Annotated in this window: 14 protein-coding genes; 7 read left to right on the forward strand and 7 right to left on the reverse strand. The window is 68.0% G+C overall.

Going from position 1 to position 14,137, the window contains the following annotated elements; genetic code table 11:
* Positions 1-145 precede the first annotated feature (145 nt).
* The 5 genes from E3O22_RS13680 to E3O22_RS13700 all read left to right on the forward strand — a co-directional run bounded on the left by E3O22_RS13680 (position 146) and on the right by E3O22_RS13700 (position 5,302).
* Positions 146-1,513, forward strand: a complete 1,368-nt coding sequence (locus E3O22_RS13680) for a glutamine synthetase family protein (protein WP_134394752.1) — start codon at positions 146-148, stop codon at positions 1,511-1,513.
* Entirely contained in the window at positions 1,500-2,303 is an 804-nt protein-coding gene (locus tag E3O22_RS13685; RefSeq protein ID WP_241976656.1) for a gamma-glutamyl-gamma-aminobutyrate hydrolase family protein, read from the forward strand. The genes E3O22_RS13680 and E3O22_RS13685 overlap by 14 nt, the downstream gene beginning before the upstream one ends.
* Positions 2,300-3,661, forward strand: coding sequence for an aldehyde dehydrogenase (locus tag E3O22_RS13690; RefSeq protein WP_134394753.1), 1,362 nt, complete (start codon positions 2,300-2,302; stop codon positions 3,659-3,661). Before E3O22_RS13685 ends, E3O22_RS13690 begins: the two co-directional genes overlap by 4 nt.
* Positions 3,662-3,696: 35 nt before the next feature.
* Positions 3,697-4,488, forward strand: a complete 792-nt coding sequence (locus E3O22_RS13695; RefSeq protein ID WP_166784656.1) for a 3-oxoacyl-ACP reductase — start codon at positions 3,697-3,699, stop codon at positions 4,486-4,488.
* 67 nt (positions 4,489-4,555) lie between these two features.
* Entirely contained in the window at positions 4,556-5,302 is a 747-nt protein-coding gene (locus E3O22_RS13700) for a FadR/GntR family transcriptional regulator (RefSeq protein ID WP_134394787.1), read from the forward strand.
* 28 nt (positions 5,303-5,330) lie between these two features.
* Here the strand turns inward: E3O22_RS13700 and E3O22_RS13705 are convergent, their stop codons facing one another.
* From E3O22_RS13705 to E3O22_RS13715, 3 genes are all read right to left on the reverse strand, one after another.
* Positions 5,331-5,636: a hypothetical protein gene (locus tag E3O22_RS13705; RefSeq protein WP_233194207.1), complete on the reverse strand. Its 306-nt coding sequence runs from the start codon at positions 5,634-5,636 to the stop codon at positions 5,331-5,333.
* A gap of 118 nt (positions 5,637-5,754) precedes the next feature.
* The gene (locus E3O22_RS13710; protein ID WP_134394754.1) at positions 5,755-7,260 is read right to left on the reverse strand and encodes an NCS2 family permease; all 1,506 of its coding nucleotides are present in this window, start codon (positions 7,258-7,260) and stop codon (positions 5,755-5,757) included.
* 138 nt (positions 7,261-7,398) lie between these two features.
* Positions 7,399-8,970, reverse strand: coding sequence for a carboxylesterase/lipase family protein (locus E3O22_RS13715; RefSeq protein WP_134394755.1), 1,572 nt, complete (start codon positions 8,968-8,970; stop codon positions 7,399-7,401).
* Positions 8,971-9,030: 60 nt separating this feature from the next.
* Between E3O22_RS13715 and E3O22_RS13720 the strand changes: the two genes are divergently transcribed.
* The gene (locus E3O22_RS13720) at positions 9,031-10,311 is read left to right on the forward strand and encodes a uracil-xanthine permease family protein (protein WP_134394756.1); all 1,281 of its coding nucleotides are present in this window, start codon (positions 9,031-9,033) and stop codon (positions 10,309-10,311) included.
* 246 nt (positions 10,312-10,557) lie between these two features.
* Here E3O22_RS13720 and E3O22_RS13725 read toward each other — a convergent pair whose 3' ends face one another.
* From E3O22_RS13725 to E3O22_RS13735, 3 genes are all read right to left on the reverse strand, one after another.
* Positions 10,558-10,887, reverse strand: coding sequence for a peptidase (locus E3O22_RS13725; RefSeq protein ID WP_134394757.1), 330 nt, complete (start codon positions 10,885-10,887; stop codon positions 10,558-10,560).
* Complete coding sequence (locus E3O22_RS13730; RefSeq protein WP_134394758.1) at positions 10,884-12,086, reverse strand: inorganic phosphate transporter; 1,203 nt, start codon at positions 12,084-12,086, stop codon at positions 10,884-10,886. The genes E3O22_RS13725 and E3O22_RS13730 overlap by 4 nt, the downstream gene beginning before the upstream one ends.
* Before the next feature lie 89 nt (positions 12,087-12,175).
* On the reverse strand, positions 12,176-12,649 hold the full coding sequence (locus E3O22_RS13735) for an 8-oxo-dGTP diphosphatase (protein WP_104101066.1): 474 nt from the start codon (positions 12,647-12,649) through the stop codon (positions 12,176-12,178).
* A 61-nt stretch (positions 12,650-12,710) separates the two neighbouring features.
* Between E3O22_RS13735 and E3O22_RS13740 the strand changes: the two genes are divergently transcribed.
* Complete coding sequence (locus tag E3O22_RS13740) at positions 12,711-12,965, forward strand: mycoredoxin (RefSeq protein WP_104101065.1); 255 nt, start codon at positions 12,711-12,713, stop codon at positions 12,963-12,965.
* A gap of 89 nt (positions 12,966-13,054) precedes the next feature.
* On the opposite strand, the gene E3O22_RS13745 is transcribed toward E3O22_RS13740, so the two are convergent.
* Positions 13,055-14,083: a 6-phosphofructokinase gene (locus tag E3O22_RS13745; protein ID WP_134394759.1), complete on the reverse strand. Its 1,029-nt coding sequence runs from the start codon at positions 14,081-14,083 to the stop codon at positions 13,055-13,057.
* Positions 14,084-14,137: the final 54 nt, after the last annotated feature.

A 14,137-nucleotide genomic window follows, 5' to 3' on the forward strand; every position in this document is an offset into this window, starting at 1 on the left:
TATAGGGCTCCAATGGTGGCTTGTACATACCTTTACGTCCCGATTACTGAGTCGAGCGGAAGAAAAATTGGCCGTTACGCCGCGCTCGATCTGTGGTCTAATGGTCGAATGTTCACCCTTTGACCGGCTCGATGAGGAGAAGTTGATGACACCCCGCTCCGGAAATCTCTCGCTCGAGGACCTCACCTCCCTGGTTCGCGGCGGCGACATCGACACGGTCGTCGTCGCATTCACCGATATGCAGGGGCGGCTGGTGGGCAAGCGGGTCTCCGCGCGGCTCTTCCTGGAAGACGTGGCCGGCCACGGCGCGGAGTGCTGCAACTATCTGCTGGCCGTCGACGTGGAGATGAACACGGTGGACGGCTATGAGATGTCGAGCTGGCGACGCGGCTACGGCGACATGGCCATGATCCCCGACCTTGCCACGCTGCGACGCGCGCCCTGGCTGCCCGGGGCCGCCCTCGTCACCGCGGACCTGCAGTGGCTCGACAAGACACCCGTCGTGGCGTCGCCGCGCCAGATCCTGAAAACCCAGCTGGCCCGGCTGGCCGACCGCGGGCTGGTGCCCTATGTCGGCACCGAGCTGGAGTTCATCGTCTTCGACGACGGCTATCGGGAGGCGTGGAAGAAGGGCTACCGCGACCTGACCCCCGCCAGCGACTACAACATCGACTATGCGCTGCTCGCCTCCACCCGGATGGAACCGTTACTGCGGGACATCCGTAACGCCATGGACGGCGCCGGAATGTACTGCGAGGGCGTCAAGGGCGAGTGCAACCTGGGCCAGCAGGAGATCGCGTTCCGCTACACCGACGCCCTGGCCACCTGCGACAACCACTCCATCTACAAGAACGGCGCCAAGGAGATCGCGGATGCCCACGGCAAGAGCCTGACCTTCATGGCCAAGTTCAACGAGCGGGAGGGCAACAGCTGCCACATCCATATCAGCCTGCGCGACACCGACGGATCCGCGGTCTTCGCCGACAAGGACGCCGATTACGGTATGTCGACGCTGTTCCGTCACTTCCTCGCCGGCCAGCTCGCGGTGATGCGCGAGCTGACCCTGTTCTCGGCGCCGAACATCAACTCCTATAAGCGCTATGTCAGCGGCAGTTTCGCGCCGACAGCGATCGCCTGGGGGCTCGATAACCGCACGTGCGCCCTGCGCGTGGTGGGGGCCGGCCTCGGCCTGCGGGTGGAGAACCGAGTGCCCGGCGGCGACGTGAACCAGTACCTGGCCGTGGCCGCGCTGATCGCGGCCGGCCTCTACGGCATCGAGAACGAACTCGAACTGGACGATGTCTTCGTCGGCAACGCCTACGAGAGCGGCGCCGAGCGGGTTCCGGCCTCGCTGCGGGAGGCCACCGCACTGTTCGCGACATCCACGGTCGCCCGGGAGGCGTTCGGCGACGAGGTCGTCGATCACTACCTCAACAACGCGCGGATCGAGCTGGAAGCCTATGACGCGGCGGTGACCGACTGGGAGCGGGTGCGCGGCTTTGAGCGCCTCTGACCCCGGAACCTCACCGCGCCCCGGTGCCGACCTGCGCCCCGTGATCGGCCTGACCACCTATCTCGAGCAGTCCCAGACCGGTGTCTGGGACGTGCCGGCCGCCTTCCTGCCCCAGGCCTATTTCGACTCGGTCATCCGCGCGGGCGGCATCGCCGTGCTGCTGCCGCCGCAGCCCGTGGACGCGGCCATTGCCGACCGGGTGCTCGACGGCCTCGACGGCCTGGTCATCACCGGCGGCAAGGACGTCGATCCCGCGCGTTACGGTCAGGCCGCCCACACGGAAACCGACGAGCCTCGGCGGGACCGCGACGCCTGGGAGCATGAGCTGATCCACCGGGCCATCGACCGGGAGCTGCCGCTGCTCGGCATCTGCCGCGGCGCCCAGATGCTCAACATCGCACAGGGCGGCACCCTGCACCAGCACCTGCCCGACGTCGTGGGCCACGGCGGTTACCAGGCCGGCGGCGGCGTCTTCACGATCGTGGACGTGCACGTGGAACCCGAGTCGCGGCTGCACGGGCTGCTCGACGCCCTGGACGTGCCGCTTCCCGTTCCCGTCTACCACCACCAGTCCATCGACCGGATCGGCGCCGGACTCACCGTGTCCGCACGCACTCACGACGGGGTCGTGCAGGCCGTGGAACTCACCGACGTCCCGTTCGGGCTGGCCGTGCAGTGGCATCCGGAACAGCACGACGACCTACGTCTCTTCGCGGGCCTGGTCGACGCGGCCGCCCGCTACCGGGCGACCCATGACCACGAGCACGACCAGGAAAGGGCGACCCTGTGAGCAGCTACACCGTGATCAACCCGGCCGACGAGACCACAGTATCCGTGGTCGAACACCTCGACACGGATGCGACCGATGAGGCCGTCTCCCGGGCGGTGGCCGCGCAGCGGCTCTGGTCCCGGGTGGCGCCGGCCGACAAGGCTGCCGTTCTGCGCCGCTTCGCGGAGGCCGTGGACGGGGACCGGGAGAACCTGGCCCGCATCGAGATGGCCAACTCGGGGCATCCGATCATGCAGGCGCGCTGGGAGGCCGGCCATGTGCGCGACGTGTTGACCTACTACTCGGCCGCCCCCGAGCGACTCTTCGGGCGGCAGATCCCGGTATCCGGCGGTCTCGACGTGACCTTCCAGGAACCGCTGGGTGTGGTCGGCATCATCACCCCGTGGAACTTCCCGATGACGATCGCGGCCTGGGGTTTCGCTCCCGCCCTAGCGGCTGGCAACGCGGTGTTGCTGAAACCGGCGGAGTGGACGCCACTCTCCAGCATCCAACTGGGCGTACTCGCCCGGGAGGCCGGCCTGCCCGAGGGGCTGTTCCAGGTGCTGCCCGGCCGCGGATCGGTGGTCGGCGAGCGGTTCGTGACGCACCCCCAGGTGCGGAAGGTCGTCTTCACCGGGTCGACGGATGTCGGCAAGCGGATCATGGCCGGCTGCGCCGCCCAGGTCAAACGGGTCACCCTGGAACTCGGCGGCAAGAGCGCCAACATCGTGTTCGCCGACTCCAACCTGGAGAAGGCCGCCGCCACCGCACCCTCCGGGGTGTTCGAGAACGCCGGTCAGGACTGCTGCGCCCGCAGCCGCATCCTGGTGGAGCGGAGCGTCTACGACCGGTTTCTCGAGCTGCTCGAGCCGGCCGTCGCCGGTGTGCGGGTGGGCGATCCCGCCGACGAGAGCACCGAGATGGGCCCGCTCGTCTCGGCCGCGCACCACGCCGCGGTCTCGGCCTATGTGCCGGAGGGCTCCCCCGTGGCCTTTCGGGGCAGCGCTCCGACCGGACCGGGTTTCTGGTTCCCGCCGACCGTGCTCACCCCGGACTCCCGCACGGACCGCTCTGTCACCGACGAGATCTTCGGACCCGTCGTCACCGTGCTGCCGTTCGACGGTGAGGACGACGCCGTGAACCTCGCCAACGACACCGACTACGGCCTCTCCGGATCGATCTGGACCCGCGACGTGGGCCGGGCGATCCGAGTGGCGCGGGCCGTGGAATCCGGCAATCTGTCCGTCAACTCGCACTCCTCCGTGCGCTACTCGACTCCGTTCGGCGGCTTCAAGCAGTCGGGCCTTGGCCGGGAACTGGGCCCGGACGCCCCATTGTCGTTCACCGAGACCAAGAACGTCTTCATCGCAGTCGACTAGACGCCACACCCCCCGACGAACCCCAAGGAGCCAGCATGAGCACCCTCACCCCCATCGACCTCACCCAGCGGCTCGCGGGCCGGGTCGCCGTGATCACCGGCGGCGCCAGCGGCATCGGCCTGGCCACGGCGAAACGGTTCGCCGCGGAAGGAGCAACGGTCGTGATCGGCGACCTCGACGAAGCGGCGGGACTCGCGGCCGCCGACCAGCTCGATTGCCTCTACGTCAAGGTTGATGTCACCGACGAGGACGAGGTCAACGCCCTCTTCGACACCGCCTATCTCACCTACGGCTCCGTCGACATCGCGTTCAACAATGCCGGGATCTCCCCGCCCGACGACGATTCGATCGAGACGACCGAGCTGCCGGCCTGGCAACGGGTGCAGGACGTCAACCTGAAGTCGGTGTACCTGTGCTGCCGGTCCGCCCTGCGCTACATGGTGAAGCAGGGCCGCGGGTCGATCATCAACACGGCCTCGTTCGTGGCCGTGCTCGGCTCCGCGACCAGTCAGATCTCCTACACCGCCTCGAAAGGCGGCGTGCTCGCTCTCAGCCGCGAGCTGGGCGTGCAGTTCGCGCGCCAGGGCATCCGGGTCAACGCACTGTGCCCCGGCCCGGTGAACACCCCGCTCCTGCAAGAGCTATTCGCGAAGGACCCGGAGCGCGCGGCCCGGCGGCTGGTGCACATCCCAGTCGGCCGGTTCGCGGAACCCGAGGAGCTCGCGGCCGCTGTCGCGTTCCTGGCCAGCGATGACTCCTCGTTCATCACGGGCTCCACGTTCCTGGTCGACGGCGGCATCAGCTCGGCCTACGTGACGCCGATGTAGCGGTGCGGGAGGGTGCGGAAACCGTGATGGACTGGAAGTCCGACCAGGAGCCAGGACCAGAACAGTGATCGACGACGAACAGCCCCGGCTCGACAGTGGCCTGCTGCTGCGCCCCGTGCACAGTGGCAACGCCTTCGAGGAGACCGTGCAGCGGCTGCTGCAGACCGTGCGGCTGGGGCTGATCGCGCCCGGCGCACGACTGCCGGCCGAACGTGAACTTGCCGCCATGCTCGCCGTGAGTCGGGACACGCTGCGGGATGCGATCGCGTCCCTGGCCGAGGCCGGCTATCTGGTCTCCCGACGCGGCCGCTACGGCGGCACCTTCGTCAACGATTCGTTGCCCCAGCAGACGCCCGGCCGAGGCCACGAGCGTGGACTACCGGCGCGCCGGGACATCTCCGTGGCAGAGATCGAGGACGCGCTCGCGCTCCGGGAAATCCTGGAGGAGGGCGCCGCCCGGCATGCCGCCGCGCGCACTCTGTCGCCCGGCGAACGGGAAGTGCTGTGGAACAGCCTTGCCGACTCGATCGGCGCCACCGGCGAGGACTACCGCCGGCTGGACTCCAGGCTGCACCTCACCATCGGCGAGCTGGCCGGCTCACCGTCGCTCGTGCCGCTGCTGGCTGAAGTGCGGATGCGGGTCAACGAACTGCTCGACAACATCCCGTCACTCGGCCCGAACATCGCACACTCGGACCGGCAGCACGAGCAGATCGTGACCGCGATCCTGACCGGTCGGCCCGACGCCGCCGCGCAGGCGATGGCCGAGCACCTGGCCGGCACCGCCCTGCTCCTGCGCGGCTTCCTGGAGTAGCGCGAGGCCACGCCGGGCCAGATCGAGGTCAGATCAAGAACGCGAACGGCAGCGCCAGCAGGCCGAGGGCCAGCGCCAGCAGCACGAGCAGCAGCGAGCCGGCCAGCAGCACGGCGTTGAGCACGATGCCCCAGATCGCCAGGGTGCGCGCCTGCGGTTCCCGTCCGAGGGCGAGGATGCCGACGACCAGGCCGGCAATGGGCACGAGAAAGGTCCAGCCGGCGACGATCGACACGAGGCCGAGCACGAGGCTCGACACGGCCAGGGTGCTGCTCCGCGGGGGTACGGGCTCGGCAGTGTAGACCGTGGCCTGGTCGGGAGCGATGGTTGACATGGGTGGTTCTCCGTTTCGATGGGGAGCGACGGATGCCGCTCTCCCCACGACACTACGGAGCATCCGTTCTGGCACCCATGGGGTTAGCCCCCGAATCGGGCCGGGGGCGGTCACGCGCTCACGCGCCGAACAGAACCTCGATCGGGCCGCGCACGAAGAAGACCAGGAAGCCGGCCGCGACCACCCAGAGCAACGGGCTGATCTCGCGCGCCTTCCCCGAGAACGAACGCACCAGCACCCAGGTGATGAAGCCGGCCCCGATTCCGTTGGCGATCGAGTAGGTCAGCGGCATCACGATGATCGTGAGGAACACCGGTAGCACGATGGAGAACTCCGTGAAGTCGATGAACCGGATCTGGGACACCATCATCGCGCCGACGATCACGAGGGCGGCCGCGGCCACCTCGAGCGGCACGATCTGGGTGAGCGGGGTGAAGAACATGGCCGCAAGGAACAGCAGTCCCGTGACGATGTTGGCCAGTCCCGTGCGAGCACCCTCGCCGATGCCGGCACCGGACTCGATGAACACCGTGTTCGATGAGGCAGAGGTTGCCCCGCCGACGACGGCGCCGACGCCCTCGACGATCAGGGCGGATTTCAGGCGCGGGAAGTTGCCCTTCGCGTCGGCCAGATCGGCCTCGCTGGCCAGGCCGGTCATGGTGCCCATGGCGTCGAAGAAGTTCGTGAAGACGAGCGTGAAAACGAGCATCGACGCGGCCAGCATGCCGATCCGGTCGAAGGCGCCGAAGCTGACCTGTCCGACGAGGCTCAGGTCGGGCAGCGAGACGATGGAGGTCGGCAGTACCGGCGCGTTCAGGTTCCAACCGTCGGGGTTCTGCCCGAATGACGGCCCGACCTTGAAAATCGCCTCGAGGACCACCGCGATCAGCGTGGTGGCGACGATTCCGATCAGGAGGGCCGCCTTCACCTTTCGGGCGACCAGAATGCCGAGAATGATCAGGCCGAGCACGAACACGGCGGTCGGCAGGCTCACGACGGAGCCGTTGTCGCCGAGCTGCACGGGCGGCGACGCGGCGCCGCTCGCGCGAACGAAGCCGGAGTCGACCAGGCCGATGAAGGCGATGAACAGGCCGATGCCGACCGTGATGGCGATCTTCAACTGGCGCGGCACGGCGTTGAAAATGAGCTCGCGTAGGCCGGTGGAGGCGAGCAGCACGATGATGAGCCCGTTGATGACCACGAGGCCCATGGCCTCCGGCCAGGTCACCTGGCCGACGACGCTCACGGCCAGGAAGGAGTTGATGCCCAGGCCCGCGGCGAAACCGAATGGAAGCCGGGCGACGGCGCCGAACAGGATGGTCATGACGCCGGCGGTGAGGGCGGTGACCGCGGCAACCTGGCCGTTGGGCAGCCATCCGCCGGCCACGTCGACCGCGGCCTGGTCGGCGCTGAAGCCGCCGAGGATGAGCGGGTTGAGGATCACGATGTAGGCCATCGTGACGAACGTCACCAGACCGCCGCGGACCTCCCGGCCGTAGGTGGAGCCGCGCCGGGTGATTTCGAAGTACCGATCGATCCGGGCTTTGACCCCTGGGTTCGTGCCCGCCGGGGTGTCCGGCTTCGGGGCAGGCGTGGATGACGTGTGGGTCTCTGTTTCAGAAATGGGGTGCTCCTGGTGTCCGACTCAGCTGATTCTCAGTTCCTCAGTTTACGGCCCCGGAGCGCGCGCCGATTCCGCGGGGCTGCGCGGGGACGGCCGGCGGAGGCAACCGGCGGGCTGCCGGGCTGTGGCACGCCGGGCTCAGATGTGCGGCACGAAGGCGTCCCAGGCCCGGCGGCGGTCCCCACGCGGGTCGGACTCGACACGGTCGACGGCGTCGATGACCAGGGTCAGGCGCTCGGCCTCGTCGTAGAGCGGCCAGGCCGCATCCGGCACCCCGGAGGCGGCGAAACTGAGCCACCAACCCTGCATCCGGACACCGATCCTCTGGAAGTCGCGGCGACCGCCGAGCGCGGTCATGCCGCGGCCGAACCAGCCGTCGAGCCGGTCGAACAGCGGGAACAGCTCGAGGCCGTGCGTGGCGTCGAGCCCCATCAAGCGCACCAGGCGCGGCGCGGCATCGAAGCGGTAGAAGCGCACCGGGGCATACCGGGAGTGCCGTTCGCCCACGCGCACGCTCGGGTACCAGAACGAAAAATCGCCACCGAAATCGAGTGCGGGCCGCAGCGCGGGTATCCCGGGGTACTGCGCCCGCAGGCGCGTTCGAGCTTTCTTTTTGGTGTTCGCGAACACGGCGCGGATGCGCCCGGGCGTCGTGGCGAGGATGTCGATGCGCCCGCTGAACAGCGACCCTTCCCGCGAGTTGGTGCCGATGATCAGCGGAATCCGGTGGGCGCGGCCGTCGCGGAAGGCGTCGAGAGGTCGTTCGGGCAGGAAGTCGCCGTCGATCACAGGCGAGAGCGGGATCGTCCCGGGGTACCGGTCCGGGGCGCGCCGGGTCAGGTCGCTCGTGGCCTCGGCCAGATGTGCCGGGTCGGCCTGCAGAAGCAGGGCAGCGGCATCCGCCGCCGTGTTGGTCGAGTTCGTCGGGTCGGCCTGCCCGGTGCGCCGGGCGAGGAGCCGCACGAAGTCCGCTGCCCACTCGGTGGTGACATCGGGGGCATAGACGGCGTTCGGCGGGGCGCTCTGCGCGATCGCGCGCTGGAAGAGTCCGGTGGCGGCCGGGACGGTCATCAGGGTGGTCACGGCGTTGCCTCCGGCCGATTCGCCGAAGAGTGTGACGGCATCCGGGTTGCCGCCGAACGCGCGGATGTTGCGCCGCACCCAGCCGAGCGCAGCCACCTGGTCGCGCAGCCCGAGGTTGCTCTCGAACGCATGCTCCGCGGTCGAGTACCGGCTGAAGTCGAGGTAGCCGAGAGCCCCCAGCCGGTAGTTGAAGCTGACGTAGACGATGCCGCCGCGCCGCACGAGCCCCTCACCCTGCCGGGGCACCTCCCGCGAGGACCCGACACTGTAGGCGCCGCCGTGGATGAAGACCATGACGGGCCGCAGCATCCGCGGGTCGACCGGTTCGTCGGGAGCGATCACGTTGAGGTTGAGGCAGTCCTCACCCTGCGGGATCGTCGGTTTCGCGCCGATGAACTGGCCGCGGTGGCTCTGAGTGGCGACCGGGCCGAAAGTGCTTGCATCCCGTTCGCCCGGCCAAGGCGCGGCCGGCTGCGGGGCACGGAATCGGAGCTCGTCCACGGGGGCGGCCGCGTAAGGAATCCCGCGCCACTGGCGCACCCCGCGCACCCGGATTCCGTGCAGCAAGCCGGTCTCAATCCGCACCGAGAGTGGCTCTGCTTGGGCAGGCTGAACGGATGGTCTCACCGTCCGATCTTAATTGTTCACTACCATCGGGATTACGTACGACACGGAAACGAGATACACATGGCTCTGCCCTGGACCCTGCACGGTGACGGAAAAACGGTCGGAGCCACGGATGTCGTCGGCCCCGGCGAGCGCCTGAACTGGCCGCTGACCATCGGGATCGGCACCCAGCACGTCGTCGCCATGTTCGGTGCCACCTTCCTGGTACCGCTGCTCACGGGATTCCCGCCCAGCACGACGCTGCTCTTCTCGGGCATCGGCACCCTGCTTTTCCTGGTCATCACGCGCAACAAGCTGCCCAGCTACCTCGGCTCCTCGTTCGCGTTCATCGCGCCGATCACCGCCGCGACCGCGAGCGCGGGCATGGGCAGCGCCCTGTTCGGCATCATCATCGTCGGCCTACTCCTGGCCCTGATCGGTTTGATCGTGCAGCTCACCGGCACCGGCTGGATCGACGCTTTGATGCCACCCGTCGTCTCCGGGGCCATCGTCGCCCTGATCGGCCTCAACCTTGCACCCGTCGCCAAGTCGAACTTCGAGCTGGCCCCGCTCACCGCGATGATCACCCTGCTTGCCGTGATCCTCTCGACCGTGGTGTTCCGCGGCATCCTGGGCCGGCTGTCCATCTTCATCGGCGTGATCGTGGGCTATGTGGCTGCCGTGGTGGCCGGCGAGGTCGACTTCAGCGAGGTGGGCGGGGCGGCCTGGATCGGCCTGCCCCCGTTCACCGCGGCGATGAACCCGTTCGCGGATCCGTCCGCCGCTCTGGGCGTGCTGCCGGCCTTCCTGCCGGTCGTGCTCGTGCTGGTGGCCGAGAATGTGGGCCACATCAAGGGCGTTGCCCAGATGACGGATGTGAAGGTGAACCGCTTCACGGGTCGCGCCCTGATGGCCGACGGCCTGGCCACGATGCTCGCCGGCTTCAGCGGCGGATCGGGCACCACCACCTACGGCGAGAACATCGGCGTCATGGCGGCCACCCGCATCTACTCCACGGCCGCCTACTGGGTCGCGGGCATCACCGCCGTGCTGCTCGGGCTCTCCCCCAAGATCGGTGCGGTCATCAACACGATCCCGGCGGGCGTGCTCGGCGGTGTCACCACGGCCCTCTACGGCCTGATCGGCATCATCGGCGTGAAGATCTGGCTCGACAACAAGGTCGACTTCAGCAAGCCAGTCAACCAGTTCACCGCGGCCACCGCGCTGATCATCGGCATCGCCGACTACACCTTCTCGGCCGGCACCCTCAGCTTCAACGGCATCGCGCTCGGCACGGTCGCCGCCATTGTGATCTACCACCTGATGACGTGGGTGGCCCGGGTGCGCGGCACCGCACGGTAGCATCCGCCGCCCTCCGCGGCGGCGCACGTTCTGGCTCGCAAAGCACGTAGTGGCTCGCGGCGCACGTTCCACCGTGCGCCCCGCTCCACAGGGTGCGCCGCCAACCTGACGGACTGGGTCGCGCAGGCATCCGGCGTTGCGCGCGTGCAGCGCCACCAGCGCAGCGGCGCGGCTACCGCGCGGCGACCGAGAGCGCACGTTACGGCTCGGATCGCTGCGAGGGAAGCGGAACAGGGGCGCTGCCGGTCAGCGGTGCAGGGCCGGCACAATCAGGTAGACACCTGAGAGCACGGCCGCACTGCAGAGCCCGAAACAGGCGTAGGCACCCACCAGGGCGATCTGCTTCTGCAGGGGGCTCAGTGGACCGGCGGCGGCCTTGCGCGCGCGCTTGGCCTCCTTGGCCGCGCGCTTGGGGGTGAGCACGGTGATGGCTCCCGTGAATTCGGCCGGTTCGACCACGGGAACGCGGCCTGCGGTGGTGAGCAACCGCAGGCCAAGCGAATACAGGCTCACCACGACCGCGGACGAGACGAGCGAAGCGAGCGCGACGACCAGGAACGCAGACCAATCGATCACAGCGCGACCTTCTTCCGATCCTTGTGAGAGGCCGTGCGGGCGGCCTTGCGGGGGGTCTTCCGGATCTTCACGACCCGCCCGGCGTCGTCGATGTCATGCAGGTTGTCGTGCGTGACCCGGCTCTGGCGGGACCGGCGAAACAGCACGGCGACGACGAGGGAACCGATCACCAGGTCGAGCACGATGCCCATCGGTCCGATCAGGGCGAGTCCGGCCGCGAAGGCACCCATGATGGCCGCCGCCGGCAGGGTGAGCACCCAGCCGAGCGCGATCTGGCCGGCCATGCCCCAGCGCACGGTCGAGCCGCGGCGGCCCAGACCCGAGCCGATCACCGACCCGGACGCGACCTGCGTGGTGGAGAGCGCGAAGCCGAGTTGGCTGGACGCGAGGATGGTGGCCGCGGTGCTGGTCTCCGCAGCAAAGCCCTGGGCCGGCTTGATGTCGGTGAGGCCGCGACCCATGGTCCGGATGATTCGCCAGCCGCCGGTGTACGTGCCGATCGCGATCGCGATCGCGCAGGTGGTGATGACCCACAGCTGCGGGCCGGTGCCCACGGCCTGCATCCCGCCGGCGATCAGGGTGAGGGTGATGACGCCCATGGTCTTCTGGGCGTCATTGGTGCCGTGTGCGAGGGCAACGAGCGACGAGGAGACGATCTGCGCGTAGCGGAAGCCGCCCCGGCCATCCGCCTTGCCGGAGTCCCGGCGGGTGATGAAGTAGGCGAGCCGGGTGGCGAGGTAGGCGACGATACCCACCGTGAGCGGGGCGATCAGGGCCGGCAGGATGACCTTGGCCAGCACGACGTCGTAGGCGACCGCCTGCGAGCCGACGCCGATGATCGTCGCGCCGATGAGTCCGCCGAACAGGGCGTGGCTCGAGCTGGACGGCAGGCCACGCAGCCAGGTGATGAGGTTCCAGACGATGGCGCCGATCAGGCCCGCGAAGATGATCTCGGGAGTGATCTGAACTCCGGCGTCATCCGTGTTGATAATGCCGCCGGAAATGGTCCTGGCGACCTCAGTGGAGAGGAAAGCCCCGACCAGGTTCAGGATGGCGGCGAGTCCCACCGCGACCTTCGGGCGCATGGCGCCGGTCGCAATGGGGGTTGCCATCGCGTTCGCGGTGTCGTGGAAGCCGTTGGTGAAGTCGAAAATCAGTGCGAGCGCAATCACAAGCGCTACGATCAGGGTGAAATCCACCGGGGTCTTCCTCTGGGTGTACGACAGCCGGGGTTATCTCAAGCTGCACCGCGGTGATAAGCCTGACACTCTTGGGGAAGCAAATCAATTCAAACCGGGTCGACCACCGTGGCCAAGTCGGGGCCGAAGGTGTAGGTGGCCCGCACCGGAATGCCGGCGAGCACCCCCGGCAGCCAGTGCCGGGCGTCGTCCCACATCTCGTCCACCGGTAGTGCGGCCACGTCGAACCAGACCGGGTTCAGCTCGTCGGACTCGCGCGGGGTACCGCTCCACTGCGTGCAGACGAACACGCTCGATTCCTGGCTCCAGGCCTCCCGGTGCGGAAACAGGTACGTCAGCAGACCCAACGGCGTCAGGGCGGATGCCGCCACGACCAGGCCGGACTCCTCCTCGATCTCCCGCACCATCGCTTCCACGGCGGACTCCCCCGGCTCGAGCTTGCCGCCCAGGCCGACGATGTTGCCCCGACCCAGTCCTTTCTTCTTGCGGCCGAGCAGCACTTGCAGGTCCCCCGATGGAGAACGGCGGGTGAGGTAGCCCACGCAGACCTGGGGAAGAGACATGCACCAATGGTAACGAGGTACGGTCCGGCTCCCGTCCAGGCCGGTTTGTTAGGCTCCAGTTATGAACTTTGTGCCGGAATCCGGAACCATAACCATGTTCACGACGACCTGGTGCGGCTATTGCACCCGCCTGAAGACCCAGCTGGTCAAGGCCGGCATCGCCTACACCGAGATCAACGTGGAGGAGGTCGACGGCACGTCCGAGCTAGTGATGAGCCTGAACAACGGCAACCGCACGGTTCCGACAGTCCTTTTCCCGGACGGCTCCAGCGCTACGAACCCGTCGCTGGCGCAGGTTCAGGCCAAACTCGCCTGAGTCGGTCCGGGAACGAGCGGAGGGGTTCCGGTTCAACCTCCGCCCATCGGCGGAAATCGATCCGGAACCCCTCCGCTCTTGGTGCGGGTTTAGCCGAACAGCACCGCGGCCTCGTCGTAGCGCGCCTGCGGCACGGTCTTCAGACCGATGGTCGCGTCCGCGATGCTGACGATTTCCATGTCGGTGCCACGCAGGGAAACCATGGAGCCCCACTGGCCGGCGTAGACGGCGTCGACGGCCGCCATGCCGAGGCGGGTTGCGAGCACCCGGTCGTAGGCCGACGGAGCGCCGCCGCGCTGGGTGTGGCCGAGGACGGTGGCGCGGGACTCGATGCCCGTTCGCTCCTCGATCATCGGAGCGATCATCTCGCTGATGCCGCCGAGGCGGGGGCGGTTGAACGCGTCGAGGCCCTTGGTCGAGAGCGCCTCCTCCATGCCGGCGAGCTTGAAGCCCTCGGAGACGACGAGCACGGGTGCGCGGCCGCGGTCGCGCACGTGCATGACCCAGTCGCAGATCTGCTTGATGGTCTGGGGCTGCTCCGGGATCAGGATGGCGTGGGCGCCGCCGGCCATGCCGGAGTGCAGGGCAATCCAGCCCACGTGGCGACCCATGACCTCGACGATCATGCAGCGGCCGTGGGATTCGGCCGTGGTGCGCAGTCGGTCGATGGCCTCGGTGGCGATCTCGACGGCGGTGTTGAAGCCGAATGAGTAGTCGGTGGCTTCGAGGTCGTTGTCAATGGTCTTGGGAACGCCGACGATCTGGAGTCCGGCATCCGTCAGTCGGCGTGCCGCGGTGAGGGTGCCTTCGCCGCCAATGGCGATGATCGCGTCGATTCCTTCCGCGTCCATCGTCTTCTGAATGTTAATGGGGCCGCCGTTTTCACCCTCGAACGGGTTCGTGCGGGAGCTGCCGAGGATGGTGCCACCCTGACGCGAGAGACCGCGCACACTGTGCCGGTCCAGAGTCATAAAGTCGCCCTCGACCAGGCCTTTCCAGCCGTTGCGAATGCCGACGAATTCGGCATCGAGGACGCGGATGCCTTTAAGGACGGAACCGCGAATAACCGCGTTCAGGCCGGGGCAGTCTCCGCCGCTGGTGAGGATACCAATTTTCATTTGTCGTTGCTCCTTGTTGCACAAGTGATCAGATTGGCGCCCACACCGCCGCCA

Source organism: Cryobacterium sp. TMT2-18-2 (assembly GCF_004402245.1).
In the GTDB taxonomy this organism is placed as follows: Bacteria; Actinomycetota; Actinomycetes; order Actinomycetales; family Microbacteriaceae; genus Cryobacterium; species Cryobacterium sandaracinum.